Here is a 26,889-nt window from a genome sequence, read left to right as displayed (position 1 = left end):
CTTTGTACACTGAGGGGATGGCGAAGACCCTCGACGAGGTGGCGGGCGCGCTGGACGGCGACGTCGTCGGAGCCCGCAGACTCGACCCGTCGATCACCGTCGACGGCGCGATCGCGCTCGAAGACTTCGTGCTGGTCGGGCACCCTGACTACGCGACGCTGGTCGTCGCAGACCGCGCCGGCATCCGAGATCTGCTCGACTCCAGGGATGCTTCCGCCGACAGCCGCGTGTCAGCGCTCCGATCGGCCGTACTGGTCACCCACGACCGATCGAGAGTATTGCGCGAAGCGCTCGAGCAGTCGCCCTTCACCGCGATCGTGGGTGCGGGCCGCGCGCAGGTGTCGCTGCTCCCGGAAGCGATCGCGCTGCTCGCGGTCGACGAAGCGGCCGAAGACCGACTGGTCACCACGGGTACGCGAGTGCTCACGCAAGTGGCGCGACGCGGCGGGGTGCCCGCAGTCGTCGCCGAACTCGCGCATCGCATCGATGGCTGGGCCGTGCTGCTCGATCCGCACGGAGAGTTCATCGCAAGCGCCGGAGCGGGCCGGTTGCACGTCGACGACGCGAGAGCAGTCGCCTTCGGCCGCCAGGTGCGGGTGCGCCACCCCGGGTTGCAGGTGCACCACATCGGGTCAGGCGAGGATCTCAGCGGGTACCTGGTCGTGGCCTCGCGCCAATCGTCGACGAGCCGCGGCAGAGCGCTCGCCGCTCAGTGCGCCGCGTTGCTCGACCTGCTGCTGCGCAGGCATGACCAGACCGCGACGGAGCGGCTCGGTCGCGACGTGATGATCGAGGCGCTGCTTTCGGGAGGGGCCACCGCGGCCGAGCTGCTTCGCCGGTGGGACGTGCACGAGAGCGCGCTCACCGGCTTCATGATCAGCGCCCGGTCGAAGGCCGTGGACCTCGAGCGCCTCATGCAGCGCTGGCTCGACGACCTCGGCAGCGTGCACATCGTGACCGAGCGTCACGGCGGGATCATGGGCTTCGTGCGCGACGAGCATGCTGAGGCGCTCGCCTCGCTGGTCGAGAACTTCGAATCGGGCGCCGGGATGCCGCTGCGCCTCGGTCTCGGCTCGTCGGCGCCGGTCGATGCACTCGCCCGCAGCAGCGCCGAGGCGCAGCGTGCGCATGAGACCGCCGTGGCGGAGAACAGGTCCGTCGTGCGCTACCAGTCGCTGCCGACCGTGCGCTTCGTGCTCGACCGGCTCGGCGGAGACTCGGTCGGGGCGCTCGCCGACGTGCTCGAACCGCTTCGCGCCGATCCGGCTCCGCTCGTCGAGACGCTCCGCGCCTTCCTCGCGCTGAACGGCGCGTGGGGTGCCGCGGCGGTGCGCCTCGGCGTGCACCGGCAGACGCTCGCGGCCCGCGTGCGCGCCATCGAGGCGCTCACCGGTCTCTCGCTCTCGGATCCCGACGACCGGGCAGCCGCCTGGCTGTCTCTTCGCGCGTCAGAGCGCGTGTAGCTCGATCATCGAAGCCGCCTTCGGTTCGGCGGCGGAGGCCGCATCCACCCCTGCGCGCCTTCCTGTTTACGCCCCGAGCGCGCGCCTCGTGCGGCGAAAATGCGCGGCCTTGAGGCCTACAGATGACCGAAACGAATGCTCAACTCGCGTCATTTGGCGAATGTGTGCCAGTATGGCCTGACTTGAAGCGATGGCCGCTTCAGAGAACGAGGTGAGAGACGTGCCTTCCGAGATCGATTGGATCGAGAAAGCCGCTTCTGTCAGGCTGCCCGCGCGTCACCTGGTGGGTGGCGATTGGGTCGACCCTCTCGCGGATGACGCGTTCGACGTCATCAGCCCTCGTGACGGCTCCCTCCTGAAGCGCGTGTCCCACGGCGACGCGCACGATGTCGACCGTGCCGTCGCCTCCGCACGAGCCGCGTTCAACGACCGTCGCTGGTCGGGCATGCGGCCTGCTGCACGAGGGGCTGTTCTGCGTCGGTGGGCAGAGCTCGTTCAGGAGCACGCCGAAGATCTCGCCCTCACGATCTCGCTCGAGATGGGCAAGCCTGTTCGCGAGGCCAAGAACGTGGAACTGCGGGCTGTCGCCAACTGCCTGCGCTGGTACGGCGAGATCGCCGACAAGCGGCCCGACGAGTCGCCCGCTGCCGGTGACGATGTGCTCGCACTCATCACACGTGAGCCGGCGGGCGTCGTGGCGGCAGTAGTGCCGTGGAACTTCCCGCTCACCATGACCGCCTGGAAGCTCGGCCCCTCCCTCGTCGCAGGGAACAGCGTCGTGCTGAAGCCCGCGGAGCAGACGCCCTTCTCGGCGCTGAAGCTCGCTGAACTCGGCCTCGAGGCGGGGCTCCCCGCAGGCGTGCTGAACGTGGTCCCCGGCCGAGGAGATGTGGTGGGACAGGCTCTCGGCCGCCACATGGATGTCGACGTCGTCACGTTCACCGGCTCGCCGGCAGTCGGGCGTGCGTTCCTGCGCTACTCGGGCGAATCGAACGGCAAGCGCGTCTGGCCTGAGCTCGGCGGCAAGTCCGCGAGCGTGATCCTGCCCGGCGCCGACATCGAGAAGGCCGCCCGAGCGAGCGCAGCGGGCTCCTTCTACAACCAGGGCCAGATGTGCAGCGCCTCGAGTCGCGTCGTCGTGCACCGCGACATCGCCGACGAAGTGCTGCACTTCGCTCGACTCCAGGCCCGTGAGATGGCACCCGCCGACCCGCTGCTCCACGATGCGCCGAGCGGCGCTCTCGTGAGCGAGCAGCACCTGCAGCGCGTGCTCGGCTATGTGCGCACTGCGGTCGAAGAGGGCGCGGAGCTGCTCGAGGGCTCGACCGGCCGCCACAGCGTCGACGGTCACCCCAACGGTTCGTATGTCGCCCCGACGGTGCTCGGCGGCGTGAAGCCCGGCATGACGATCGAACAGGAAGAAGTGTTCGGTCCGGTGCTGTCGGTCATCACCGTCGACAGCGAAGAAGAGGCCATCCGCGTCGCGAATGGCACTCAGTACGGGTTGGCCGCGTCCGTGTGGACGCGCGACCTCAGTGCCGCCACTCGGGTCTCGCGCCGCATGCAGGCCGGCATCGTGTGGGTCAACTGCTTCGAAGAGGGCGACATGACGGTGCCCTTCGGCGGAGTCAAGGGCTCCGGGTTCGGGCGCGACAAGAGCGCCCACGCCATCGACAAGTTCACCGACCTCAAGACCATCTGGATGGAGGTCGAGCCGTGAGCACGCCGGCCGCGGCTCCGAAGCCGCTCATCGGCATGACGGTCTGGCGACGCGAGCTTCCGACGTACTTCTCCGAGCGGACCGACCTGTACACGCTCGGTGCCGAGTACGTGCAGTCGATCACGGATGCCGGAGCCGATGTCGTGCTGCTGCCCGAGCTCGACGAGCATGGCGCCGCTCGCGTCGTCGGCATGCTCGACGGTCTCGTGCTTTCAGGCGGCGGCGATGTTCACCCAGAGCTCTACGGCGGCAAGCCGTCGACCACTGAGTTGGGAGCGACCGAGCAGTACGACCGGGGCCGCGATGCCACCGAGCGCGCTCTCGTGCTCGAGGCCCGACGCGCTGGACTGCCCGTGTTCGGTATCTGCAGGGGACTGCAGATCTCGGTCGTCGCCCTCGGCGGCACCCTGATCGACGACATCGACGTGACCGATCCGCACCCGAAGGGGCAATCGGGCGACGAACTCGTCGGGTACCGGCATCCGGTGCGCATCGCTGCCGACAGCACGCTCGCCTCATCCCTAGGCGAGCAGGCGATCGTCAACAGCATCCACCACCAGGCCGCCGCAGAGCTGCCCGATGGCATCCGCGCCGTGGCGCACGCCGAGGACGGCGTGATCGAAGCCGTCGAAGCGACCGACGGCTGGGACTTCCTCGCCGTGCAATGGCACCCCGAGAAGATGCGCGACGACAGCGAGCACGATGCGCGGCAACGCCTCTTCGGCGACTTCGTCGCGCGAGTGCGCCAACGCGCCTAGAACGAGAGCTCGCAGCATCCCGCGAGCTCGACCAAGACCGTGCACGCCTGAGCGCGAGCACGAGACAGCACCACCGAAGCACCAAGAAAGAGAGACACCCGCAATGACCCGCCAGTTCTTCCTCGAGTACGAGAACGGCCCCCGTGCCATCGCAGATCTGCACGACCACCTCGCGCCGGTCACCTGCGAGACGCTGTGGAACGCGCTCGCGAAGCCGCAGACCATGGACGCGATGCACGCGATCTACGCCGGGCCCGAAGTCATGGTCGGCCTGCCTGAAGAGGCGCAGAACTTCGACCCTGAAGCGGTTCCGGCCGAGAACCAGCAGGTCATCCCCGGCACCGGAGACCTCATGTGGTACTACCAGCGCCCCTACCAGATGGGCGGCCTGCCGTTCGAGTTCTGGGAGATCGGCGTCTTCTACGCACCCGGCGCACGCACGCTCGGCCCCCTCGGCTGGACCCCTGTGAGCATCTTCGCGACCATCAGCGAGGGGCTCAAGGAGTTCGCCGAGGCGTCCTACCAGATCCGTCTGACCGGCATCAAGAAGCTCACCATCGGCCGGGTCGAGTAGTCACAGCGCTCGACCATCACGGCACAGCACCCACCCAAGAGAAAGACACAGGGCAACACAATGAAGAAGTTCGCCAAGTCACTGGCAATCATCGCCGCAGCGGGGCTGACGCTCACCGCCTGCAGCGCGCAGGCCGACTCCGGAGACTCCGGTGACGCCAAGGGCGCCCCGACCGAGCTCGTCGTTACCTCGTTCGGCGGTGACTGGGAGGCCGCGTACATCGAGGCCGTCGTCGAACCGTTCGAAGAGGAGTACAACGCCGAGATCACTCTCGTCACGCTGTACAGCGCCGACGCCATGGCGCAGCTCACCGCGCAGAAGGCCAACCCGCAGCTCGACGTCGTGCACTTCTCGGGCGGTCAGGAAGTCGCAGCAGCCGCCGACGGGCTCATCGAGTCGATCGACCCCGCCGACCTCAGCAACCTCGACGACCTCTACCCGATCGCAGCCGAAGGTCTCGAGCGGGGTGAGGGGCCGGTCATGCAGGTGACCCCGATCGGGCTCGTCTACCGCACCGACAAGATCGACCAGGCGCCGACGTCGTGGGATGACATCAACAACCCCGACTATGCCCAGCACGTCGCGCTGACCGACCTCTCGAACACCTACGGCCTGCTCACCCTGCTCGCGGTGAACCAGCACGAGGGCGGCGACCTCGACGACATCCAGCCCGGTCTCGACTCGCTCGGCGCACTCGTCGACAGCGGTGCCGCGTTCGTGATCAAGACCTCGGCCGACATGCAGCAGGCCTTCTCGGCTCGCGACGTGTGGATCGCCCCCTATGCGCAGGACTACGCCGAGACGCTGCGCAAGGCCGACCTGCCGGTCGAGTTCGCGCTTCCGAGCGAGGGTGCCCCGGCATCCTTCATCACTGCCAACGTCGTCGCGGGCCGCGACAACGCCGACCTCGCGACTCAACTCGTCGACTTCTCATTGCGCCCCGAGGTGCAGGCCAAGTTCGCCGAGTCGATGTTCTACTCGCCCGTGAACACCAAGGCCGAGCTCTCTGAGGAGACCGGCAGCCGCGTGGTGCACGGTGAGGACTTCGGCAAGCTCGTGCGCTACGACAGCGCCGTGGTCAACGAGCAGCGTCAGTCCTGGACCGACGCGTGGAACTCGCGCATCGCGCAGTAACGCGTAGGAACCGACCCACCCGATGCGATCGCTGATCGCGTCCGAAGAGTGAGATCCGTCGAATGAGACACCTCAGAGTGGAGCCCTGGCTCCTCGTCCTGCCCGTGGTGGTGCTGCTCCTCATCGGCTTCGTGCTGCCAGTCGGCACGGTGCTGCTGTCGAGCGTCACCACCACGGGCGGGGGGTGGACTCTCGAGAACTTCACTAGGTTCTTCGAGTCCTCCTTCCACCTGGGCGCGGCATGGCGCTCGATCAGGCTCGCCGTCATCCAGACCGTCGTGGTGCTGGTCATCTCCCTGCCACTGGCCTATGTGATGACGCGCGTCTCAGCACGAGTGCAGGCGTTCATGATGATCGCCATCGTGCTGCCGCTCATGACCAGCGTCGTCGTGCGCTCGTTCGGCTGGGTCATCCTGCTGGGTCCTGCGGGCCCGCTCGCCGACATCCCCGGGTTCCTGCAGTTGAGCCGCACGAACCAGGGACTGCTCGGCACCGAACTCGGCATCAACATCGCGATGGTGCAGGTGCTCATCCCGTTCGCCGTGCTGTCGATCCTCGGCGTGCTGAACGGCGTGGATCGCCGCCTCGAAGAGGCTTCGCGCACCATGGGCGCCTCGTTCGCGCGCACGTTCGGGAACGTCATCCTGCCGCTCTCCGTGCCGGGCCTGATCGCCGGCGGCACGCTCGTGTTCGCCATGTCGATCAGCTCGTTCATCACGCCGAACCTGATCGGTGGGGCGCAGATCCCCGTTGTCGCGTCGATCATCTACACCGACGCCACCACCAACCTGAACTGGCCGTTCGCTGCGGCGCAGTCGGTGCTGATGCTCATCGTCGTGCTCGCGACGATCGGCATCACCAGCAAGCTGGCGGCGAGGAACAGGTAAGTCATGGTTCACGCAATCCCCAGATGGGCCCGAATCGGCGGCACGGTGCTGCTCGTGCTCGTCACCGTCTACATGTTCGCCCCGCTGCTCGTGGTCGTCGGCGCCGCCTTCAACACCACTCGCTTCCTGGCGTTCCCGCCCGAGGGGTGGACGTTCGACTGGTTCGCGAAGGTGCTGAGCGACGACACCTGGATCAGTCCGTTCCTCACGAGCATCCAGGTGGCGCTCGTCACGGCGCTCGTCGCCGCGGCGATCGGCACCATGACCGCCCTCGCAGTGACACGGCACCGGTTCCCGGGTTCGGCGTTCATCCAGTCGCTGGCGATGTCGCCGCTCATCATCCCGAGCATCATCTTCGCCATCGGCATGCTGCAGTTCTCATCGAGCTACCTCGGCGGGCCATCGCAGACGATCCTCACCATCGCCCACATCGTGATCACGATCCCGTATGTGCTTCGCACGGTGATCGGGGTGATCGCCCGCAGCGACCGCTTCACCGAGGAGGCCGCGCGGGTGATGGGAGCTTCGTGGTGGCGCCGCTACTGGCACATTCTTCTGCCCATGTGCCGGCCGGGCATCGTTGCGGGCGCGTTCCTGGCGTTCATCGTGTCGTTCGACGACGCCGTAATCGCGCTGTTCGTGCGCACGCCGACACTCGAAACCCTGCCCATGGCGATCTATAGCAAGCTCGAGTTCAGCGCCGACCCGGCCGTCGCCGCTGTCTCGACACTCTCAATGGCCCTGACGGCGATCGCGATCATCGTGATCGAGAAGGTCGTCGGTCTCGGAAAGGCATTCAGCTGATGGCCGATCTCATCATCAAGAACGTGCACAAGTCCTTCGGCGACGTCGAGGTGCTCAAGGGCATCGACATCTCCGTACCCTCGGGCTCCTTCGTCTCGCTGCTCGGAGCGAGCGGCTGCGGCAAGAGCACGCTGCTGCGCTGCATCGCCGGCCTCGAGACCGTGAGCGGCGGCGGCATCGCCGTCGGCGGGGAGGACGTCACCGCGCTCGCGCCCGAGAAGCGCGACCTGAGCATGATGTTCCAGAGCTACGCGCTCTTCCCGCACATGAGCGTGCTCGAGAACGTGCGCTTCCCGCTGCGCATGCGCGGCGAGCGGTACGGCAACGCCAAGAAGCAGCGCGAGCTGGCCCGTCAGGCGCTCGAGCAGGTGCGCATGGGCCAGTACGCCGAGCGGATGCCGCGGCAGCTCTCGGGTGGTCAGCAGCAGCGTGTCGCGCTCGCCCGCGCCATCGTGGGTCAGCCCCGCGTGCTGCTGCTAGACGAGCCGCTCTCGAACCTCGACGCACGTCTCCGCGAGGAGATGCAGGTCGAGCTCATCGAGCTGCAGCGCACCCTGGGCCTCACGACAGTGTTCGTCACGCATGACCAAGACGAAGCGATGAGCATGTCGGATCAAGTCGTGCTCATGCGCGATGGCGTGGTCGAGCAGTCGGGTGCCCCTGAAGAGCTCTACCGCTCACCGAGCAGCGCCTACGCGGCCGACTTCCTCGGCGCGGCCAACCTGCTCGACGTCACGGTGTCTGCGGCATCCGGATCGCCAGTGGCGACGCTCGCCGGCGGCGAGTCGGTGCCGGTGCGCAGCGACAAGACCGGCGCGGCCACCATGGTGCTTCGCCAGGAGCGCATGCGCATCGGAACGCCGCAGGCGGAGGACGACGCCCGTGTCTCAGCGCAGGTCGTCTCGCGCGTGTTCCGCGGCAGCGAGGTGCAGTACCTCGTCGACTTCCACGGCCAGACGCTGCGAGTGGTCGCCGGTGGCGACTCGGAGCTGCAGGCAGGGGAGCGGGCTGAGTTGAGCTGGTCGTCGAGGGATGCGCTGGTGTTGTGAGCGCTTCCAGCTCCAGCGCGCTGCATCTCGGTGAAGGCCAGAAATGGCCTTCACTCCAAGCTCCAGCGCGCCGCGTACAGCGCGCCGCACGCGAGCCTGCGCCGCTACGTTGAGATTCATGGTGGGGGAAGTGCCGAACGGGTTCGACCAGATCGACCGCGCCGTCGCTGCCGCGTTGCAGGTGAACGGCCGCGCGACGTGGGGGGCGATCGCACGCGTGCTCGACATCCCAGAGCGCACGGTGTCGCGTCGCGGCCAGCGGTTGCTCGAAGACGGCACCGTGCGCGTCTCTACGTACATGGATGTCAGCCGCGTTGCGCACGCGCGAGGGGTGCTCCTGCGCCTCCGCACCGACTTCCACTGCGTGCATGACGCTGCCGCGGTGCTCGCCCATCGCGACGACGCATCATCGGTGTCGATCCTCGAGGGGTCGGGAGAGATCGCGGCCCTGCTGCTGCCGGCCGATGCTGATGCACATAACCGCTTGCTGTTCCACGACCTGCCCTCCATCAAGGGAGTGCAATCGTTCGGAGTCGGCACGGTCACCAAGATGCACCGCTCCGGCTACGACTGGAACGCGGGAGGTCTCTCCGACGAGCAGGTCGCGCTCCTCACGAGTGGCATGACATCGTCTGAGACGACGCCGAAGAGTGCTCCCGTGAGCCTGGATGCCGCCGACCGGCAACTCGTCGAGCTTCTCGAGCGCGACGGCCGAGCCTCCCTCGCAGCCCTCGCCGCCGACTCAGGCCTGAGCCTGCAGACCACGCGCCGGAAGATGGAGGCGCTCTTCCGCCAGGGCGTGCTCCACGTGCGTACCGAGGTGCCTGCGGAGCTCTTCGGCTTCCAGCTCGAGGCCATGATGTGGATCCAGACGCCGGCCGGGCTGATCGACGAACTGGGCCGCGCTCTTGGCTCGCATCACAACGTTCGCTTCTGCGCCGCTTCCACCGGCCGCAATTCGCTGCTCATCGACACACTGTTCGCCGATGAGGAAGAGTTGTATGCGTTCCAGACCGGCGTGATCGGGCGGTTCCCGACGGCCGAGATCGCGGAGTCACGCGTCGTGCTCACCGCGGTACGGCGCGGCCCGCTCATCGTGCTCGATCAGCCGGAGCGGTTGGCGGCCGGTTGATCAGGTTCGCTGGTCGGGCGCCGACGCGTCTCCGCCCGCGCTCCCCGCGCCGGCCGGAGAGCAGCCTGGTGCCGGCGAGCCCTTCGCTGGGCGCCCCTGCGGCGCTACCGTAACGGTGCGGACGCGCGCGCGAGGTGCGCGCCGCGGCAAGCAGGAGGCGCCGATGAGCCAATGGGGCGGCACGGAGACGAGCGTCGACTTCTGCGTCGTCGGCGGCGGCATCGTGGGGCTCGCCACAGCGAACGCGCTCGCGGATCGGCATCCGGGAGCCTCCATCATGGTGCTCGAGAAGGAGCAGACGATCGCCGCGCACCAGACCGGGCACAACTCGGGCGTCATCCACTCGGGCATCTACTACGCCCCGGGCTCTTTGAAGGCCCGCTTCTCGATGTCAGGTGCCAAGGCGACCATGGACTTCTGCCGCGAGCGCGGCATTCCCGTCGAGCGATGCGGCAAGCTGCTCGTCGCCACCTCGGAGGTCGAGGTCGAGCGACTCGCCGCGCTGACCGAGCGAGCCGCGATCCATGGCCTCGACCATGAGCGGATCAGCCGCGCTGAGCTTCGCCGTCGTGAACCCGAGATCGACGGTCTCGAGGCGCTCTTCATCCCGACCACGGCAATCGTCGACTACCGCAGGGTGAGCGCCGCGTTGGCGGAGGAACTGGCGCGGCGCGGCGTGCAGTTGGTGCTCGGCGCTCGGGTCACCGGCATCCGTGAGCGTGACGATGACGTGGTGGTCGAGACGCCTTCGGCGCGAGTACATGCTCGGCACCTCGTCGTCTGCGCCGGGTTGCAGTCGGACCGCCTAGCGAGGCTCGCCGGGCTTGAACTCGACGTGCAGATCGTGCCGTTCCGCGGTGAGTACTACCGGCTGGGCCCAGCGCGCGCCGGCTTCGTGAAGACGCTCATCTACCCGGTGCCGGATCCCGAGTTGCCCTTCCTCGGCGTGCACATCAGCCCGACCATCGATGGCGAGATCACGGTCGGGCCATCCGCGGTGCTCGGGATGGCGCGAGAGGGCTACCCGAAGTTCTCGATCAACGCTCGAGACGTCGCCGCCTACGCAGGGTTCCCGGGGCTCTGGAGGGTGGGCTCGGCCAACCTCCGCACTGCGGTGCGGGAGGTGCGCAACTCGCTGTTCAAGTCGGGCTATCTCTCGGAGGTTCGCAAGTACGCGCCCTCGTTGAGCACTCGCGACCTGCTGCCGCACCGTGCCGGCATCCGAGCCCAGGCTGTTCGCCGAGATGGCACGTTGCTGCACGACTTCCTCATCGAGCGCACTCCGCGGATGACCCACGTGCTCAACGCGCCGTCTCCCGCTGCCACCGCGGCCTTCCCCATCGGTGAGCACATCGCCGCAGCGGTGCCGGCGGACGGCGCGTCCCCCTCCTGACCTGGACGCCCCCGGCCTGCCCCGGCCCGCGCCACGCCCGCCCCTCCGCCGAGATCGCAGAATCTGCTGCGTTGCGGGCTCTGCGGGTGCAGATTCTGGCATCTCGGCGGAAGGGGGGAGGGGTGACGCAGGGCGAGAGGCGACGCGGGGGACGGGTGCGCGGGGCGAGGGGCGACGCGGGGCGGGAGGCGACGCCGGGCGGAGGAGCGCGCGGGGTCGCGTCAGGACAGGAAGCGCGACCGGCGGGCGGGACTCAGACGAGCAGTTGCCGCTTCGCCAGCTCGCGGTAGAGCGGGGTAGACGCCACCAGCTCTGAGTGAGTTCCGGTGCCCACCACGCGGCCTCGTTCGAGCACGATGATGCGGTCGCTGTCGACGACGGTCGACAGCCGGTGGGCGATCACGATCAGCGTGCGGTTCTCGGCGACGGCGTCGATCGCTTCGCGCAGCAGCTGCTCGTTGAGCCCGTCGAGCGACGAGGTCGACTCGTCGAGCAGCAGGATCGGCGGCGCCGCGAGGAGCGTGCGGGCGATCGCGAGGCGCTGACGCTCACCGCCCGAGAGCATGACGCCGTCTTCGCCGACCTGTGCGTCGAGGCCTTCAGTCGTCCGCTCGATGACGCCGAGCAGGTTCACGGCGCGCAGCACATCGATGCACTGCTCGTCGGTCGCGTCGGGTGCACCCAACAGCAGGTTGTCGCGGATGCTGCCGGCCAGCACCGGCGCGTCCTGCTCGACGTATCCGATCTGCGACCTCAGCGCGGCACGGTCCATCGCGCGGATGTCGACCCCGCCCATGCGCACCACGCCGGCGGTGGGGTCGTAGAACCGCTCGATGAGGGATAGGATCGTCGACTTGCCGGCCCCCGATGGGCCGACCAGGGCGACGCGCTGGCCGCGCGGCACGCTGAAGCTCACGCCGCGCAGCACAGTGCGGTCACCGGAGGCGGCAGCATCCGATCGGGCGATGTCGGGCTCACCACCCGCGTCACGCGCGTCGAGGCCGCTTGGATCGCCCTCCGCCGGCCCGAGCTGACCTGCCTCGGCGAGCAGCTTCTCGGCCTCGGTCTTGTGCGCCGCCTCGGGGTAGCGGAAGGAGACGTCTTCGAAGGTGATCGCATCGCGCGTGTCGAGCGGCGGGGCGGGCCGCACCTCGGCATCGAGCTCGGTCTCGCCCGGGAGACCGATGATCTCCTCGATGCGGCCGAGCGCGCCGAGCGCCTGGTTCACCGAGGTCACCGCTCCGAATGCGCTGCCGAGCGGCATGATCATCATGAACAGGAACATGATGAACGCGACGAGCGCGGCGATCGTGATCGAGCCGTTCGCAACGCGGAAACCGCCGACGCCGAGCACCGTGATGAACGAGACCTGCATGGCGATGCCGGCCACGGGAACGACGAGCGCCGATACGCGCGCGACCCGGATGCCGGCCCGCCACGCGCCCTTCGCCTCGTCAACGATCGCGGTCGCCTCGCGCTCGGTGGCCCCCGACGCTCGCACCGTGCGGATCGCTCCGATCGCCCGTTCGACGGCAGCCGCGAGGTCTCCGACCTTCGCCTGCTGCTCCTGGCTCGCCCTCCGGATGCGGCCGGCGAGCAGGCCCACCGTCACGATCGAGGCCGCGATCACCAGGGCGGTGAGCCCGAGCAGCAGCGGATCGATGATGAGCATTGCGATGATCGCTCCCACGAAGACGAGCGCGCCGCCGATCGCATCGATGAGTCCCTGCGTCAGCACGGCGTAGAGCAGCGTGGTGTCGCTTCCGACACGCGAGACGAGGTCGCCGGTGCGGCGCGTGTCGAACTCGGTGATCGGCAGTCGCAGCATCCGTCTGACGAGCCGCTGCCTGGCCGAGAGCACGACCGAAGTTCCGGTGCGTTGCAGGAGGTAGTGCTGGTAGCCGCTCAGCAGCGCCGACGCCACGACCAGCGCGACGAGCACCCAGACGAGCGAACCGAGCGTCTGCCCCGACTCGACGAGCGCGATCACCTGGCTCACGAGCACCGGCTGTGCGAGCGATGCCGCGGCGCCGAACACGCTCAGCACGATCACCCACGCCAGTACGCCCTTGTGCTCGAGCAGATAGGGCATGAGCTGGCTGAACCGGGCGCGGGGGCCGTCGGCATCCGAACTCGACGGTCTCGAGAACGGGCGACGCCGGGATGCTGGGGCTGACACGGCGCTCAGCCTAATGTCGCGTCGCTTGGCGCGTGCCGAGAGGCCTCCTCTGCGGTCAGGCTCGGAGTTCGCGAGCGAGCTCGTCGAACACGGCGATGTACGCGTCGATCGCCTCGTCGGTGTGGGTCACCGACAGCGTCCACTCCTCTTCGCGTCCGGGGGTCATGAAGATGCCGCGGTTGAGATTGAAGAGCCACGCGAGGTCGGCGAGCGCCGCATCCTGGTTCTCCTTGAAGGTCTCGTAGTCGACCACCTTGCTGGTCGAGAACGTGACGCACCCCTTCGACCCGATTCCAACGGCGTATCCGGGCAGGTCGTACTTGTCTACGACGCCCTGGCATCCCGTCACGATGCGGTCGTTGAGGTGGTCGAGGTGCGCGTACGCGTCAGGCGTGAGCACCTGTTCGAGCGAGGCTCGTGCCGCAGCCATCGACAGTGGATTGCCGTTGAACGTGCCGACTTGATAGACCGAACCGTCTTCGACGACCGCCATGACCTCTTCGCTGCCGCCGATCGCCCCGGAGGGCAGGCCACCGCCCAGCGCTTTGGCGAGGGTGACCATGTCAGGCGTCACCCCGAACTTGTCGGTTGCACCGCCGGGCGCCACCGTGAGCCCCGTCTTGACCTCGTCGAAGATGAGCACGATGCCGTGACGGCGCGTGATGTCTCGCACGGCCTCGAGGTAGCCGGGCTCCGGCAGCACGACGCCGAGATTCATCATCGCGGCTTCCATGATCACGCACGCGGGCTTCCGGCCCTCGGCGGTCAAGCGCTCGATGCGGCGTTCCATGGCGCCCGCGTCGTTGAACGGCACGGCGACGGTCATGTCGACGACGGATTGCGGGATGCCGGCGCCGTACGGCAGCGACGCGAGGTTCTCGCGGTCACCGATCTTGTCGTACTCGACGCCGATCGAGACCATGACCGTGTCGTGGTGGCCGTGGTACGAGCCGAAGATCTTCATGACCGTGTCGCGGCCGGTGAAGGCGCGTGCGATGCGAATGGCGTCCATGGTCGCCTCGGAGCCGGAGTTCGTGTAGCGCCACTTGGGCAGCCCGAAGCGGCGGGCCAGTTCGTCGGCGACGACGACGTCGTCTTCCGTGGGGCATCCGAAATGGGTGCCCTGCGGGTAGCGCGCTGCAATTGCCGCCCCGATCGCGGGGTGCGCATGGCCTTGCACCATGGAGCCGAAGCCGTTGTGGAAGTCCCACATCTCGTTGCCGTCGACGTCCCAGACCTTCGGCCCGGAACCCCGCGCGATGTAGATCGGCCACGGGTCGCGCAACTGGTACGACGATGCGACGCCGCCCGAAAGGTGCCGGCCGGCGCGCTCGAACATGTCTCGCGACGCGGTGGTTCGCTCGTTCAGGCGTGCGGACTCACGAGCAGTCAGCTCGGCGATGCGGTCACGGTCGATAGGGGTGCTCATACTTCCTCCGTAGGAATGTCACCGACCGGCCTGGCATCGGTGTCCCACAGTTCAGAAGCACTCACCGGTCGGCCTGGCGCCGGGAGCAGTCCGTAGACGCTGATCACCGTAGCAAGCGAGCGGACTGTCGGCAATCAGCGGCCCGCGCACTACGCTTGGCACTCGTGCCAGCGCCTGTCATCACCGCCGTCGACCTCGTGAAGAAGTACAAGGACTTCGCAGCGGTCGACGGGCTCAGCTTCGAGGTGGCGCCTGGCGAGTCGTTCGGCCTGCTCGGACCGAACGGCGCAGGCAAGTCGACGACCATGCGCATGGTGGGTGCCGTCTCGACCCGCACGGGCGGCGAACTCGGCATCCTGGGCCTTGATCCGAACACTCATGGCCCAGAGATCCGTTCACAACTGGGCGTCGTGCCCCAGGCCGACAATCTCGACGCCGAGCTCCGAGTGCGCGACAACCTCATCGTCTACGGCCGATATTTCGGACTTCCGTATTCATACTTGCGCCCCAAGGCCGACGAGTTGCTGGCCTTCGCCCAGCTCGAAGACAAGGCGAAGTCGCGAGTCGACGACCTCTCGGGCGGTATGAAGCGAAGGCTCACGATCGCGCGCGCTCTCGTCAACAACCCGCGCATCATGCTGCTCGACGAGCCGACCACCGGCCTCGACCCGCAGGCGCGCCACGTGCTCTGGGACCGTCTCTTCCGACTGAAGGAGCAGGGCACCACGCTCGTGCTCACCACTCATTACATGGACGAGGCCGAGCAGCTCTGCGATCGCCTCATCGTGGTCGACAAGGGTCGCATCATGGCTGAGGGAACCCCTGCCTCGCTCATCCGCGAGCACTCATCGCGCGAGGTGCTCGAGGTGCGCTTCGGCTCGGCGCGCAACGCCGAGGCGGCCGAGGGCCTCCAGGGGGTCGGTGATCGCATCGAGGTGCTGCCCGACCGGGTGCTCGTGTACGCCCACAGCGGCGAGGCCGCGCTCGCTCGCGTGACTGAGCTGGGCTTCGAACCGATGACCTCGCTGGTGCGGCGCTCGAGCCTCGAAGACGTGTTCCTGCGCCTGACCGGCCGGAGCCTGATCGATTGACGCCCCGATGAGTTCAGACGACGCGACGAGCACTTCAGCATCCGGCGCCCGAGCCGACGGCCGCAACGTCCCGGCCAGTGGACAATCGTCGCCCAGCCAGGCCGCGCTGAGCCCAGGGGCGCTCCCTCGTAGGTACGGCTCCTGGTACGTCGCCGAGCACTGGTTCCGCACCATGCGCGCGTACCTGCAGACGATGCTCATGACGGGCATCGGCACGCCGTTGTTGTATCTCTATGCGCTGGGCGTGGGACTCGCGACGCTCGTCGACCAGAACATCGGCGCCGGATCCGCGGATGCCGGCGCGGTCGGCGCGGTCGGGTACCTGGTATTCGTCGCGCCCGCTCTGTTGTGCAGCTCGGCGGTGACCACTGCGGTCGATGAGCTCACCTATCCCGTGATCGCCGGGTTCAAGTGGAACCCGTTCTTCATCGGGATGCACGCCGCTCCGCTGCAGCCCAGGCAGATCGCCGACGGGATCGTGATCGCCGTCTCGGGGCGCCTGCTCGCCCAGTCGACGCTCTACTACCTCTTCATGCTGCTGTTCGGAGCGGTGCCCTCCGGCTTGGGATTCCTGGCGATCGTCATCGCGACGCTCACGGGGCTCTCGTTCGGTGTGCTGGTCATGGCCTACTCGGCGACCATCGAGCAGGACAAGGGACAGATGAACTACGTCATGCGCTTCGTCGTGCTGCCCATGACGCTCTTCTCGGGCACCTTCTTCCCCCTCGAGACGCTGCCGGTGGGCCTGCACTGGCTGGGGTGGATCTCGCCGCTGTGGCACGGCACCGAGCTGGCGCGCGTCGCATCGTACGGCTACCAGGAATCCCTGTGGCTCACGGTTGCCCATGTGGCGTATCTGCTCGTGCTCCTGGCGGCCGGGGTTGCCCTGGCACGGCGCATCACGACCAGAAGGTTGACGCGATGACCGAGCGATCGTGGCCGGCGCCAAGCCGTGCCGAGCACGGCGCGATGGGCGAGAGCATCGACATGGATGCGGTGCGCCCGCGCGTGCAGCGCGGCATCCTGCTGCCGTCGCTCTACGCGGGGAACGCTCGCGCCGTGATGCACCGAGGCTGGCTGGTGGTCGCGAAGACCAACTGGCTCATCGTGCTCTCCGGCCTCTTCGAACCGATCCTCTACCTGCTCGCGATGGGAATCGGCCTCGGGTCGCTCGTCGGCACCGTGACGACGTCGACCGGTGCCGAGGTGCCCTACGCGGCGTTCATCGCGCCCGCGCTGCTGGCCGTCGCCGCGATGAATGGCGCCGTGTACGACTCGACGTGGAACGTCTTCTTCAAGATGAATTACGGCAAGCTCTACCAGGGCATGCTCGCGACGTCGCTCGGGCCGCTCGATGTCGCGCTCGGCGAGATCATGCTCGCGCTCGCCCGCGGGCTGCTCTATGCAGGCGGGTTCATGCTCGTCATGCAGGCGTTCGGGCTGAACCTCTCGCTCTGGGCGTTGCTCGCGCTGCCCGCGGTCGTGCTCATCGCGTTCGCCTTCGCGAGCTTCGGCATGGCGATCACGAGCTACATGAAGACGTTCCAGCAGATGGACTGGATCAACTTCATCATGCTGCCGATGTTCTTGTTCTCGGCCACGTTCTACCCCCTCTCGGTGTACCCGGTCGCGATCCAGTGGCTCATCCAGGCGATGCCCCTGTGGCACGGGGTGGAGCTGGTGCGCGGCCTCACCACTGGCGCGGTCGGTCCGCACCTGTGGTGGCACGTGCTGTACTACGTCGTCATGGTGCTCGTCGGGCTCACGTTCACCACGCGGCGCTTACGCGCGCTGTTCCTGCGCTGAAGATCGCTCAGCGCTCGATGTCGACGTCCTTCGTCTCGCGGCCGATGAGCAGCGCGACGAGTGTGAGCACCGACATCGCGACGAGGTAGATGCCGACCCAGAAGGGACTCCCGTCGCCGACCGCCCACAACCACACCGCGATGAACGGCGCGACCGCCGCACCGAGGATCGACGACACGTTGTACGAGATGCCTGAGCCCGTGTACCGCACGTTCGTGGGGAAGAGCTCCGGCAGTAGTGCGCCCATAGGCCCGAAGGTGAGCCCCATCAGGGTGAACCCGATGATGAGCCACGCCATGACGCCGACACCGTCGGCGCTCAGCAGCGGCACCCACACGAGGCCGAACACGATGATCGCGAGCGTGACCCAGATGAGCATGCGCCGCCGCCCGAGCCGGTCGGCCAAGGGGCCGGAGATCAGCGTGAAGATCGCGAAGAACACGACGCCGACGATCATCATGAGCACGAAGGTGTTGTAGCTGTAGCCGAGCCCCGGCTGCACAGTTGGGTCGGCCGGCGAAACCGGTGCGCGACCGTAGCTCAGTGAGAACGTGGTCATCAGGTAGAAGAGCACGTACGTGGCGAGCATGTAGAAGGTGCCGAGAATGAGTTCGCGCCAGTGGCTCCTGAACACCGCGGCCAGGGGCAGGCGTTCGACGCGACCGGTCTTGACGGCGCGCTCGAACGCACTGCTCTCGACGAGTCGCAGCCGCACCCAGAGGCCGACGGCCACCATGACCACCGAGAACAGGAAGGGGATGCGCCAGCCCCAGGCGAGGAAGGCGTCCGACGGCACGGAGGGGTCATCCGACGGAAGTAGCGCCGCGATGATGAGGAAGATGCCGTTGGCGATGATGAACCCGAGCGGTGCCCCCAGTTGCGGGAAGGTGCCGTACCAGGCTCGCTTCCCGGGCGGTGCGTTCTCAGTGGCGACCAGCGCGGCACCGCTCCACTCGCCGCCGATCGCGAACCCCTGCGCGAGACGCATGACGACCAGCAGCAGGGGTGCGAACCACCCGACGAGGGCGTACGTCGGCAGCAGGCCGATGATGAACGTCGCGATGCCCATCGTGAGCAACGCGGCCACGAGCGTGGTCTTGCGCCCGCGCTTGTCGCCGAGGTGCCCGAAGAAGACAGCACCGAGGGGTCTTGCGATCATGGCGGCACCGAACACCGCGAAGGAAGCCAGCAGCGCCGTCGTGGCATCGCCGGTCGGAAAGAACAAGTAGGGGAAGACCAGCACGGCCGCGGTCGCGTAGACGTAGAAGTCGTAGAACTCGATCGTCGTGCCGATCAGGCTTGCCAGCACCACCCGCGACACAGGGTTCGCCGGCCCGGCGAGCGCGCGCTCGGGCGGCCCTGCCGGGTTCAGCGGGTTGGCAGCGGAATTCGACATCGTCTGGCCCTCCGATTCGGCGCCTGCTCCAGGCCGCCGGTCACTGCCAATGCTGCGCGCATCTCGTGCCGCGTGCCATCGACGTTCGTCGTCAGCGAGCTTGAGTGTCAGGCTCCGCGCTGCCGGCCAGCGTTCGAGTCGGCGGCAAGGGAATAGGACCCCTGCCGCCGACCCAAGCCTTGTCGTGGAGCCGAAGGCGTCAGCGGTTCGCGCGCAACTCCCGCAACGTCGCCGCAGTCGCGATGGCAGCGCTCGCCGCCTCGGCGCCCTTGTCCTCCTTCGAACCGGGCAATCCCGCCCGGTCGAGCCCCTGCTGCTCATCATCGAGAGTGAGCACGCCGAATCCGACCGGTTTGCCGGTGTCGAGCGCGACGCGAGTGAGCCCATCGGTCGCCGCCGACGACACGTACTCGAAGTGCGGGGTGCCGCCGCGGATGATCACACCGAGTGCGACCACCGCATCCGCGCCCGATTCGAGGGCTGCCCGTGCGACGACGGGCAGTTCGAAGGCGCCAGGCACGCGCACCTCAGTGAACTGGGCTCCAGCTGCACGCAATGTGCGGCGCGCTCCCTCGAGCAGACCGTCGCTGATGCGGGTGTGCCACTGTCCGGCCACGATCACGACGCGCAGGCCCGCGGCATCCGTCTCAATGGTGGGGGCTCCTTCTCCGCTCATGAGCGGCTCCTTTCTGGTCGAACGGCCGGCACGGATGCCGGCAGTGAACTGCAGTACTCCTACGCGCCCGCGCGGTCGCGGGCTGCGGTCACATGGGCGAGACGGGGCTGCTCAACTGCGCGTCGCCCGGGAGCGTGTGACCCATGCGGTCGCGCTTCGTGGCGAGGTAGCCCTGGTTCGCGTCGACCACGCCCACCACCAGCGGCACCGGCTCACTCACGTTGATGCCTCGAGCCGAGAGCTGGCGCACCTTCTCCGGGTTGTTCGTGATCAGCCGCACAGAGTGCAGGCCCAGGTCGCGAAGGATCGCAGCCGCGGCGCCGTAGTCGCGGGCGTCGGCCGGGAGCCCGAGAGCCAGGTTCGCGTCGAGCGTGTCGAGGCCGCCCTCCTGCAGACGGTAGGCGCGCAGCTTGTTGATGAGGCCGATGCCACGGCCCTCGTGACCGCGCAGGTAGATCACCACGCCGCCTTCTCGCTTGACCGTCTCCATCGCGGCGTCGAGCTGCGGCCCGCACTCGCACTTGAGCGAGCCGAACGCCTCGCCGGTCAGGCACTCCGAGTGCACACGCACCAGCACGTCGTCGCGGAGCTCGCCGGCGATGAGCGCGACGTGGTCGGCACCGGTTCGGCGGTCACGGTAGGCGCGCATCCGGAAGTCGCCGTGCAGGGTCGGCACGGTGGTCTCGACCTCGAAGAGCACGCGTCGCGACTCGGGACCGGGCGTGCTCTCGGGCGCGCCAACGATGGGCTCCGAACCGGCGTCGAGGTAGTCGATCAACTGCGAGATCGTCACGACCGGAACGTTCTCGCGCTCGCCCAGCTCGATGAGGGCGGGCAGCCGCATCATCTCGCCGTCTTCGGCCACGATCTCGCCGATGGCGCCGACCGGCGTCATCCCGGCGAGCGTCAGCAGGTCGACCGTTGCTTCGGTGTGGCCCTCGCGGGCTCGCACGCCGCCTTCGACGGCACGCAGGGGGAGGATGTGCCCCGGCCGGGTGAGGTCTGCCGGAACGCTGTCGGGATCGCTGAGCACTCGCAACGTGTGGGCGCGGTCGGCCGCGCTGATGCCGGTCGAGATGCGATCGGCAGCGTCGACCGAGACGGTGTACGCGGTGCCGCGCGGATCCGTGTTGTCGGCCACCATCGGCGGCAGCCCGAGCCGATCGGCGATCGAGTTGGTCATGGGCGCGCAGATGAAGCCGGAGGTGTGTCGCACCATCCACGCCATCCATTCCTGGGTGGCGAGCTCTGCCGCGATGATGACATCGCCCTCGTTCTCGCGGCTCTCGTCGTCGGCCACGATGATCGGACGGCCGGCCCGCAGGGCGTCGAGCGCCTCGGGAATGTCGGCGAGGCTCATGATGCCTTCCTTTCTGCGCCGGATGCCGCGGTCTCAGCGGCCGGCGCGGCGAACTCCTGCAGTCGGCGCACATGCCGGGCGAGGATGTCGGTCTCGATGTTCACGCGATCGCCGACCACACGGTCGCCGAGCGTCGTCGCGCTGAGCGTCTCCGGGATGAGCGACACCTCGAACCAGTCGCGGCCCACGGCGCTCACCGTGAGCGAGACGCCGTCCACGGCGATCGACCCCTTGTCGGTGACGAGAGGCGCCGTGTCAGGGGAGAGGCTGAAGCGCAGCACGCGCCACTGCTCGCCAGGTCGCACTTCGATGAGCTCTGCCGTGCCGTCGATGTGCCCCTGCACGATGTGCCCTCCGAGGCGGTCGCCGACCTGCGCGGCGCGTTCGAGGTTCACGCGGCGCCCGGCGGCAGCATCCGCGAGGGTGCTCATCGCGAGCGTCTGCGCCATGACGTCGGCTGTGAACCAGTCGTCGCCGCGGTCGACCACGGTGAGGCAGACGCCGCTGACAGCGATCGAGTCGCCGTGCTTCGCATCGCTGACGGCGATCGGCCCGCGCACGGTCACGCGCGCCGCATCGGCGACATGCCGCCACTCGGTGATCTGGCCGATCTCTTCGATGATGCCGGTGAACATTCGGTCAGTGCCTTTCGGGTGCGATGCCGTGGGCGACGTCGTCGCCGCGGTGGTAGGAGGGGCCGGTCGGGCCGGGGACTGTGCGCGCCATGACCACGATGTCGTCGCCGAGACGCCTGAAGTCGCGGGGATGCAGGCGCAGTGCGTCGGTCATGGTGGTGATGCCCAGATCGCCGACCGCGTGGCGAGGGCCGCCCAGCAGCATCGGCGAGAGGTAGATGTGGAACTCGTCGACGAGACCGGCCGAGATCGCGGCGCTGATCAGCGTCGGGCCCCCTTCGACGTAGACCCGGCCGACGTCGCGCAGCCACAGGTCATCGAGCGCCGAAGCGAGATCGCGCGTGGCGAACTGGATGAAGCCGAGCGGATGCTGCCGGAGTCGTGCGTCTGCTGGCACCTCGCGCTCGCCGAGCACCACCGGCAGCGGCTGCCGTTCGAGCAGCTCACCGGCATCGCCGCGAGCCGTCAGGGCGGGATCGTCGGCGAGCACCGTGCCGGTTCCCACCATGATGGCGTCGTTGCCGGCGCGCTGCTCGTGCACGTGCTGCCGGGCGGCGGTGCCCGTGATCCAGCGACTGGTGCCATCGGCGGCGGCGATGCGGCCATCGAGGGTCGACGCCCACTTCGCGGTCACCCAGGGGCGGCGGCGGGCTGCGGCGACGAGCCACGGAGTGAGGAACTCGGAGGCTTCCGCCTCGAGCACGCCGGCGATGACCTCGACGCCGGCCGCGCGCAGGCGGTCGGCTCCGCCGGCGGAGTCCTGTCCAGGGTCGCTGAGCGCGAAGACGACCCGGCGAACACCGGCGTCGATGAGCGCTTGGGCGCATGGACCGGTGCGCCCTGTGTGGTTGCAGGGCTCGAGGGTGACGACCGCGGTGAGGCCCGCGGCATCGGCAACACGGGAGAGCGCATCCGTCTCGGCATGCGGGGTGCCAGCGCCGCGGTGCCAGCCCTCCGCGACCATGACGCCGCTCTCATCGAGCAGCACGCAGCCCACCTGCGGATTGCCGCCGGTCGTCGGACCGTGCGCGGCAAGGCTCAGTGCGTGGCGCATGGCCTCATCGAGGGCCCTGCTGCTGATCATCCCGGTCTCTTTCGCTCGATCCGGGGTCTGCTGCGCGGTTGCGGCGTGCGCGCAGTGCGGCACGCTGTGCTTCCTCCCATCCGGACTTTCACCGTCGGTTCTGGAGTTCCACCAGATCAACCCCGAAGGGCTCGCGGACTATCACCGCCGGTTCGGACTCTCACCGACCCCGGAGCACATTTGCTTCGCTCAGCATAGCCAACGCGCTTCTTCGTCGAATATTCCCGCTTCGTGCTGGAACGTTTCGTGTTGACCGTTTCGCGGCGAACACCGGCCGGGCAGCGCTGCACCTGGGCGGCAGCCGGCGGCCACCGACGGCGACTCGCGTCGAGGCGCGCTCGACCAGGGACGCGCGCCGCCGCGCACCGATTCCGGCGGAGCTCAGCCGCGGACGCGAGGCAGGAAGCCGACGCGCTCGTACACCTCGGCGAGGGTCTGCTCCGCCATGGCAGTCGCGCGCTCGGCGTTGCCTGCGAGCAGCCGATCGAGCTCTGCAGGGTCGGCGAGCAGTTCGAGCGCGCGCTCGCGGATGGGCGCGAACTCGGCGACGACGGCATCCGCCACTTCGCCCTTGAGGTCGCCATAGCCACGCCCCGCGAACCGCTGCTCGAGGGCGGTCACGGCCTCACCCGTGAACGCCGAGAGGATCGTCAGCAGGTTCGACACCCCCGGCTTCTCGCCGCGGTCGAAGCGGATCTCGCGCTCCGAGTCGGTCGCAGCAGACTTGATCTTCTTCGCGGTGCGCTTCGGGTCATCCAGCAACCAGAGCACACCGTTATCGGACTCCGCCGACTTCGACATCTTCGAGGTCGGGTTCTGCAGGTCGTAGATGCGGGCGGTGTCAGAGAGGATCACCGGCTCAGGAACCACGAACGTCTCACCGAACCGGGTGTTGAAGCGGTTCGCGAGATCGCGCGTGAGCTCGACGTGCTGCTTCTGGTCTTCCCCGACCGGCACGGCATCGGCGTTGTAGAGCAGGATGTCGGCCGCCATGAGCGTCGGGTAGGCGAACAGGCCCAGGGTCGTCGCGTCGGCGCCGTACCGGAGAGACTTGTCTTTGAACTGCGTCATCCGGCTGGCCTCGCCGAAGCCGGTGATGGTGTTGAGCACCCAGGCGAGTTGCGCATGCGCGGGCACGTGGGATTGCACGTAGAGCGTCGACGACTCGGGGTCAATACCGGCCGCGATGTACTGGGCGGCCGTCCGTCGGGTCTGCTCGCGGAGGCTGGCCGGGTCCTGCGGCACGGTGATCGCGTGCATGTCGACCACGCAGAACACGGCGTCGTAGTCGCGCTGCATCTCACGCCACTGCAGCAGCGCACCGATGTAGTTGCCTGCGTGCAGGCTGTCGGCGGAGGGCTGCATTCCCGAGAAGAGGCGCGCTTTCGTCATCCCTCGATTCTCTCAGCAGTTCCGGATGCCTCCGGTCACGCGCTTCGAGAGCCGTCCGAGCCTCGGCCTCTCGGTCGTGGGCGCTGGGGAAATGTGCTGAGGAAACGCGCTGAGGAAGTGCGCTGAGGAGATGCACTGAGGAAACGCGCTGGGCAAACGCGCTGAGGAGATGGTGGCAATCACTGGGAGCAGGCGCGCCGGCCGGTCACTCTTGGTCGCAGGACCGGCGAGAGGGAGTGCGATGGGAAGTGGCTCTGGGGTCAGCGACTCGGCCGCGTCTGATGCTGCATCGGTGGCGCGCGAGGTCTTCGGCTGGTCCTCCTTGCGGCCTGGGCAGACGAAGGCGATCGAGAGCGTGCTGCAGGGCCAAGACACCCTCCTCGTGATGCCAACGGGCTACGGCAAGTCGGCAGTGTTCAATGTCGCTGGTGCACTGATCCCGGGGCCGACCGTCGTGGTGTCGCCGCTCATCGCTCTTCAGAAGGACCAACTCGACGCTCTGGCTTCGCATCCTCGCGCCCCGCAGGCCGTGGCGGTCAACTCCAACCAGAGCGAGCACCAGAACGAGGAGGCGCTGGATGCCGTGGAACGAGGCGCGGCTCGGTATCTCTTCGTCGCTCCCGAGCAGTTCGCCAACGAAGCGATGGTGCAACGGCTTGCCCGGGCAGGGGTGCGACTGCTCGTCGTGGACGAGGCGCATTGCATCTCCTCGTGGGGTCACGATTTCAGGCCCGACTACCTGCGCATCGGCGAGGCCGCGAACGCGCTCGGCCGCCCCACGCTGCTCGCGCTGACGGCCACCGGCTCCCCACCGGTGCGTGATGAGATCGTCGAACGCCTCCGTATGCGGGATCCGCGCATCCTCACCCACGGGTTCGATCGGCCGAACCTTCGATTGGACGTGGTGAGGGCCCAGACAGATGCCGAGAAGCGGGCAGCGGTCGCCGAGCAGGTCGCTCAGCTGCCGACGCCGGGGCTGCTGTACGTGGCAACGCGGAGGGACACCGAGCGGTACGCGGAGGTGCTCGCAGAAGGCGGGCTTCGAGCCGCCGCGTATCACGCGGGCTTGAGCGCGGGCCGCCGCAGGGAGGTTCATCACGCCTTTCAAGAGGACGACTTGGATGTGGTCGTCGCGACCAACGCGTTCGGCATGGGGATCGACAAGCCCAATGTTCGCTTCGTCGTGCACGCCGCTGTTCCCGATTCGCTCGAGAGCTACTACCAGGAGATCGGGCGAGCCGGCCGGGACGGCGAGCCCGCCACGATCACGCTCCACTACCGGAGCGAAGACCTCGGGCTGCGCACGTTCTTCGCTTCGGGCGTCCCCGCTGCCGAGGCGCTCCGCGATGTGTTCGAGGCCCTCGAGCGCGCCCAGCAGCCGATGCGGATACGGGAGATCGCGGCCTCGACCGACACTTCGCCTCGCACAGTGGGGCGGTTGGTCAACCTGCTCGATCAGGCGGGCGTGGTCACATCGAGCAGAGCCGGGATCCGGGCTCGCGCAGGCGTCGACCGTGACGACGCAGCCGAGCGCGCGGTCGAGGTCGCTGAGGCGGGTGAACGGATCGAGCAGTCGCGCATCGCGATGATGCGGAGCTACGCCGAGACGCGGGCGTGCCGACGACATGCGCTGCTCGCATACTTCGGTGAGGAGAGCCCGGAGCTCTGCGGCAAGTGCGACAACTGCGAATCAGGAGTCGCAGCGGAAGCCGCGGCGGATGCTGCCGACCGTGCCTCCGGTGAGGCCGACCGAGCCGCGCGATTCTCACCCGCGACGAACGTGCGCCACACCCAATGGGGGAGCGGAACGGTGATGAGTGTCGAGGACGACCGCATCACCGTCTTCTTCGAGACCGAGGGCTACAGAGTGCTCTCGCTCGCAGCGATCGAGGAGGGCGACCTGCTCACCGTGGTCGAGTGACTGTCGGTCCTGACGCCGCCCGGCTTCTGGAGATCGCTACACCGCGTAGTCGACCACGACCGGGGTGTGGTCGGACCACCGCTGGTCGTATGCGGCCGCGCGGTCGACCGCGTAGTCGACGACCCTCTCGGCGAGCGCCGGAGTCGCCAATTGGTAGTCGATGCGCCAGCCCGTGTCGTTGTCGAACGCCTTGCCGCGCCAGCTCCACCAGGTGTACGGACCGTCGACCTCGCCAGCCCAGCGGCGGCCGACATCCACCCAGCCGAGGCCGGTACCGGTCGAACCGTCGGCGCATTCGACTTGGGCGTCGCGCTCGCCCATGAACCGGTCGAAGTACGCGCGCTCCTTCGGCAGGAAGCCGGCGCGCTTGACATTTCCGCGCCAGTTCTTGATGTCGAGCTTCGTGTGCCCGACGTTGAGGTCGCCCAGCACCACCGACAACGGAGAGTGACGCTCGAGCTCCGGCATCCGGGCCGTCATCGCGTCGAGGAACTTGTACTTCTCATCCTGTTTCGGGGTGCCGTCTTCGCCTGAGTGCACGTACGTGCTCACCACGGTGATCACCGTGTCGTTGACCTCGTAGTCGGCCTCGAGCCAGCGCCCCGCGCTGTCGAAGTCCGGTGCCCCGAGTTCGACACGGTGGATCGACGCCTTGCCGCGGCTCGCGAGCGCCACGCCCGCCCGGCCCTTGGCCGTGGCAGGGTCGTGCAGGATGTCCCACTCGGAGCCGAGCAGTGACTCGAGGTCTTCGGTGGAGGCGCGCACCTCCTGAAGCGCCAGGATGTCGATGCCCCGGCCTTCCAGCCATTCGCCCATGCCCTTGCGGAAGGCGGCTCGGATGCCGTTGACGTTGACCGTGGCGATCCGGAGAGGCTTGCCCGCCGTGCCCTTGGACGACCGTGCGTCGGACGTTTCCGTGCTCGACTCGACTCGGCTCGACTCTGCTCCGCTGGACACTGCTCCGCTGGAGACGGCGGCGCTCTGGGACTCGCTCATGCGCTCGAGT

Annotated in this window: 23 protein-coding genes and 1 riboswitch; of the genes, 14 read left to right on the top strand and 9 right to left on the bottom strand. The window is 68.1% G+C overall.

Annotated features, from left to right (window positions below; all coding sequences use genetic code 11):
• The first annotated feature begins 17 nt into the window (after nucleotides 1–17).
• From ABV606_RS04250 to lhgO, 10 genes are all read left to right on the top strand, one after another.
• Nucleotides 18–1,463, top strand: a complete 1,446-nt coding sequence (locus tag ABV606_RS04250) for a PucR family transcriptional regulator (RefSeq protein WP_353988487.1) — start codon at nucleotides 18–20, stop codon at nucleotides 1,461–1,463.
• Between the two features lie 220 nt (nucleotides 1,464–1,683).
• Nucleotides 1,684–3,183 carry an aldehyde dehydrogenase gene (locus tag ABV606_RS04245; RefSeq protein WP_353988486.1) on the top strand — a complete coding sequence of 500 codons (1,500 nt, stop codon included), beginning with the start codon at nucleotides 1,684–1,686 and terminating at the stop codon, nucleotides 3,181–3,183.
• Nucleotides 3,180–3,941, top strand: coding sequence for a gamma-glutamyl-gamma-aminobutyrate hydrolase family protein (locus ABV606_RS04240; protein ID WP_353988485.1), 762 nt, complete (start codon nucleotides 3,180–3,182; stop codon nucleotides 3,939–3,941). Before ABV606_RS04245 ends, ABV606_RS04240 begins: the two co-directional genes overlap by 4 nt.
• Nucleotides 3,942–4,044: 103 nt before the next feature.
• Entirely contained in the window at nucleotides 4,045–4,515 is a 471-nt protein-coding gene (locus tag ABV606_RS04235) for a DUF3830 family protein (RefSeq protein ID WP_281489103.1), read from the top strand.
• Between the two features lie 60 nt (nucleotides 4,516–4,575).
• Nucleotides 4,576–5,649 (top strand): ABC transporter substrate-binding protein, encoded by a 1,074-nt coding sequence (locus ABV606_RS04230; protein ID WP_353988484.1) that lies wholly within the window; start codon nucleotides 4,576–4,578, stop codon nucleotides 5,647–5,649.
• Between the two features lie 62 nt (nucleotides 5,650–5,711).
• Nucleotides 5,712–6,536 (top strand): ABC transporter permease, encoded by an 825-nt coding sequence (locus tag ABV606_RS04225; RefSeq protein WP_353988483.1) that lies wholly within the window; start codon nucleotides 5,712–5,714, stop codon nucleotides 6,534–6,536.
• A 3-nt stretch (nucleotides 6,537–6,539) separates the two neighbouring features.
• The gene (locus tag ABV606_RS04220; RefSeq protein WP_353988482.1) at nucleotides 6,540–7,340 is read left to right on the top strand and encodes an ABC transporter permease; all 801 of its coding nucleotides are present in this window, start codon (nucleotides 6,540–6,542) and stop codon (nucleotides 7,338–7,340) included.
• Nucleotides 7,340–8,389: an ABC transporter ATP-binding protein gene (locus ABV606_RS04215; protein WP_353988481.1), complete on the top strand. Its 1,050-nt coding sequence runs from the start codon at nucleotides 7,340–7,342 to the stop codon at nucleotides 8,387–8,389. The genes ABV606_RS04220 and ABV606_RS04215 overlap by 1 nt, the downstream gene beginning before the upstream one ends.
• A 118-nt stretch (nucleotides 8,390–8,507) precedes the next feature.
• Complete coding sequence (locus tag ABV606_RS04210) at nucleotides 8,508–9,521, top strand: Lrp/AsnC family transcriptional regulator (RefSeq protein ID WP_353988480.1); 1,014 nt, start codon at nucleotides 8,508–8,510, stop codon at nucleotides 9,519–9,521.
• Between the two features lie 163 nt (nucleotides 9,522–9,684).
• Nucleotides 9,685–10,914, top strand: a complete 1,230-nt coding sequence (gene lhgO, locus ABV606_RS04205; protein WP_353988479.1) for an L-2-hydroxyglutarate oxidase — start codon at nucleotides 9,685–9,687, stop codon at nucleotides 10,912–10,914.
• A gap of 253 nt (nucleotides 10,915–11,167) precedes the next feature.
• On the opposite strand, the gene ABV606_RS04200 is transcribed toward lhgO, so the two are convergent.
• Both ABV606_RS04200 and ABV606_RS04195 read right to left on the bottom strand, forming a co-directional pair.
• The gene (locus ABV606_RS04200; RefSeq protein WP_422785388.1) at nucleotides 11,168–13,102 is read right to left on the bottom strand and encodes an ABC transporter ATP-binding protein; all 1,935 of its coding nucleotides are present in this window, start codon (nucleotides 13,100–13,102) and stop codon (nucleotides 11,168–11,170) included.
• A 46-nt stretch (nucleotides 13,103–13,148) separates the two neighbouring features.
• Nucleotides 13,149–14,522, bottom strand: coding sequence for an aspartate aminotransferase family protein (locus tag ABV606_RS04195; protein ID WP_353988478.1), 1,374 nt, complete (start codon nucleotides 14,520–14,522; stop codon nucleotides 13,149–13,151).
• Between the two features lie 164 nt (nucleotides 14,523–14,686).
• Between ABV606_RS04195 and ABV606_RS04190 the strand changes: the two genes are divergently transcribed.
• The 3 genes from ABV606_RS04190 (at nucleotide 14,687) to ABV606_RS04180 (ending at nucleotide 17,419) form a co-directional block, all read left to right on the top strand.
• On the top strand, nucleotides 14,687–15,613 hold the full coding sequence (locus ABV606_RS04190; RefSeq protein WP_353988477.1) for an ABC transporter ATP-binding protein: 927 nt from the start codon (nucleotides 14,687–14,689) through the stop codon (nucleotides 15,611–15,613).
• 7 nt (nucleotides 15,614–15,620) lie between these two features.
• Nucleotides 15,621–16,538: an ABC transporter permease gene (locus ABV606_RS04185; protein ID WP_353988476.1), complete on the top strand. Its 918-nt coding sequence runs from the start codon at nucleotides 15,621–15,623 to the stop codon at nucleotides 16,536–16,538.
• A gap of 62 nt (nucleotides 16,539–16,600) precedes the next feature.
• A complete protein-coding gene (locus ABV606_RS04180) occupies nucleotides 16,601–17,419 on the top strand; it encodes an ABC transporter permease (protein WP_353988775.1) in 819 nt (272 codons plus the stop codon).
• A 7-nt stretch (nucleotides 17,420–17,426) separates the two neighbouring features.
• Here the strand turns inward: ABV606_RS04180 and ABV606_RS04175 are convergent, their stop codons facing one another.
• The 6 genes from ABV606_RS04175 to trpS all read right to left on the bottom strand — a co-directional run bounded on the left by ABV606_RS04175 (nucleotide 17,427) and on the right by trpS (nucleotide 23,962).
• The gene (locus ABV606_RS04175; RefSeq protein WP_353988475.1) at nucleotides 17,427–18,815 is read right to left on the bottom strand and encodes an MFS transporter; all 1,389 of its coding nucleotides are present in this window, start codon (nucleotides 18,813–18,815) and stop codon (nucleotides 17,427–17,429) included.
• A 199-nt stretch (nucleotides 18,816–19,014) separates the two neighbouring features.
• Nucleotides 19,015–19,491 carry a 6,7-dimethyl-8-ribityllumazine synthase gene (gene ribH / locus ABV606_RS04170; protein ID WP_281489116.1) on the bottom strand — a complete coding sequence of 159 codons (477 nt, stop codon included), beginning with the start codon at nucleotides 19,489–19,491 and terminating at the stop codon, nucleotides 19,015–19,017.
• An 88-nt stretch (nucleotides 19,492–19,579) separates the two neighbouring features.
• Nucleotides 19,580–20,851, bottom strand: a complete 1,272-nt coding sequence (gene ribA, locus ABV606_RS04165) for a GTP cyclohydrolase II (RefSeq protein ID WP_281489117.1) — start codon at nucleotides 20,849–20,851, stop codon at nucleotides 19,580–19,582.
• The gene (locus ABV606_RS04160; protein ID WP_281489118.1) at nucleotides 20,848–21,486 is read right to left on the bottom strand and encodes a riboflavin synthase; all 639 of its coding nucleotides are present in this window, start codon (nucleotides 21,484–21,486) and stop codon (nucleotides 20,848–20,850) included. Before ABV606_RS04160 ends, ribA begins: the two co-directional genes overlap by 4 nt.
• A 4-nt stretch (nucleotides 21,487–21,490) precedes the next feature.
• On the bottom strand, nucleotides 21,491–22,570 hold the full coding sequence (gene ribD / locus ABV606_RS04155; protein ID WP_353988474.1) for a bifunctional diaminohydroxyphosphoribosylaminopyrimidine deaminase/5-amino-6-(5-phosphoribosylamino)uracil reductase RibD: 1,080 nt from the start codon (nucleotides 22,568–22,570) through the stop codon (nucleotides 21,491–21,493).
• A 64-nt stretch (nucleotides 22,571–22,634) separates the two neighbouring features.
• A riboswitch (FMN riboswitch) is annotated at nucleotides 22,635–22,750 on the bottom strand.
• A 201-nt stretch (nucleotides 22,751–22,951) separates the two neighbouring features.
• A complete protein-coding gene (trpS, locus tag ABV606_RS04150; RefSeq protein WP_353988473.1) occupies nucleotides 22,952–23,962 on the bottom strand; it encodes a tryptophan--tRNA ligase in 1,011 nt (336 codons plus the stop codon).
• Nucleotides 23,963–24,254: 292 nt separating this feature from the next.
• On the opposite strand from trpS, the gene ABV606_RS04145 reads away from it, so the two are divergent.
• Entirely contained in the window at nucleotides 24,255–25,883 is a 1,629-nt protein-coding gene (locus ABV606_RS04145) for a RecQ family ATP-dependent DNA helicase (protein WP_353988472.1), read from the top strand.
• 36 nt (nucleotides 25,884–25,919) lie between these two features.
• On the opposite strand, the gene ABV606_RS04140 is transcribed toward ABV606_RS04145, so the two are convergent.
• Entirely contained in the window at nucleotides 25,920–26,879 is a 960-nt protein-coding gene (locus ABV606_RS04140) for an exodeoxyribonuclease III (protein WP_353988471.1), read from the bottom strand.
• Nucleotides 26,880–26,889: the final 10 nt, after the last annotated feature.

The organism is Ruicaihuangia caeni (genome assembly GCF_040536845.1).
GTDB classification, from domain to species: Bacteria; Actinomycetota; Actinomycetes; order Actinomycetales; family Microbacteriaceae; genus Ruicaihuangia; species Ruicaihuangia caeni.
Note: the sequence above shows the minus strand (reverse complement) of the source record. Positions and strands in the feature narration are given on the sequence as shown.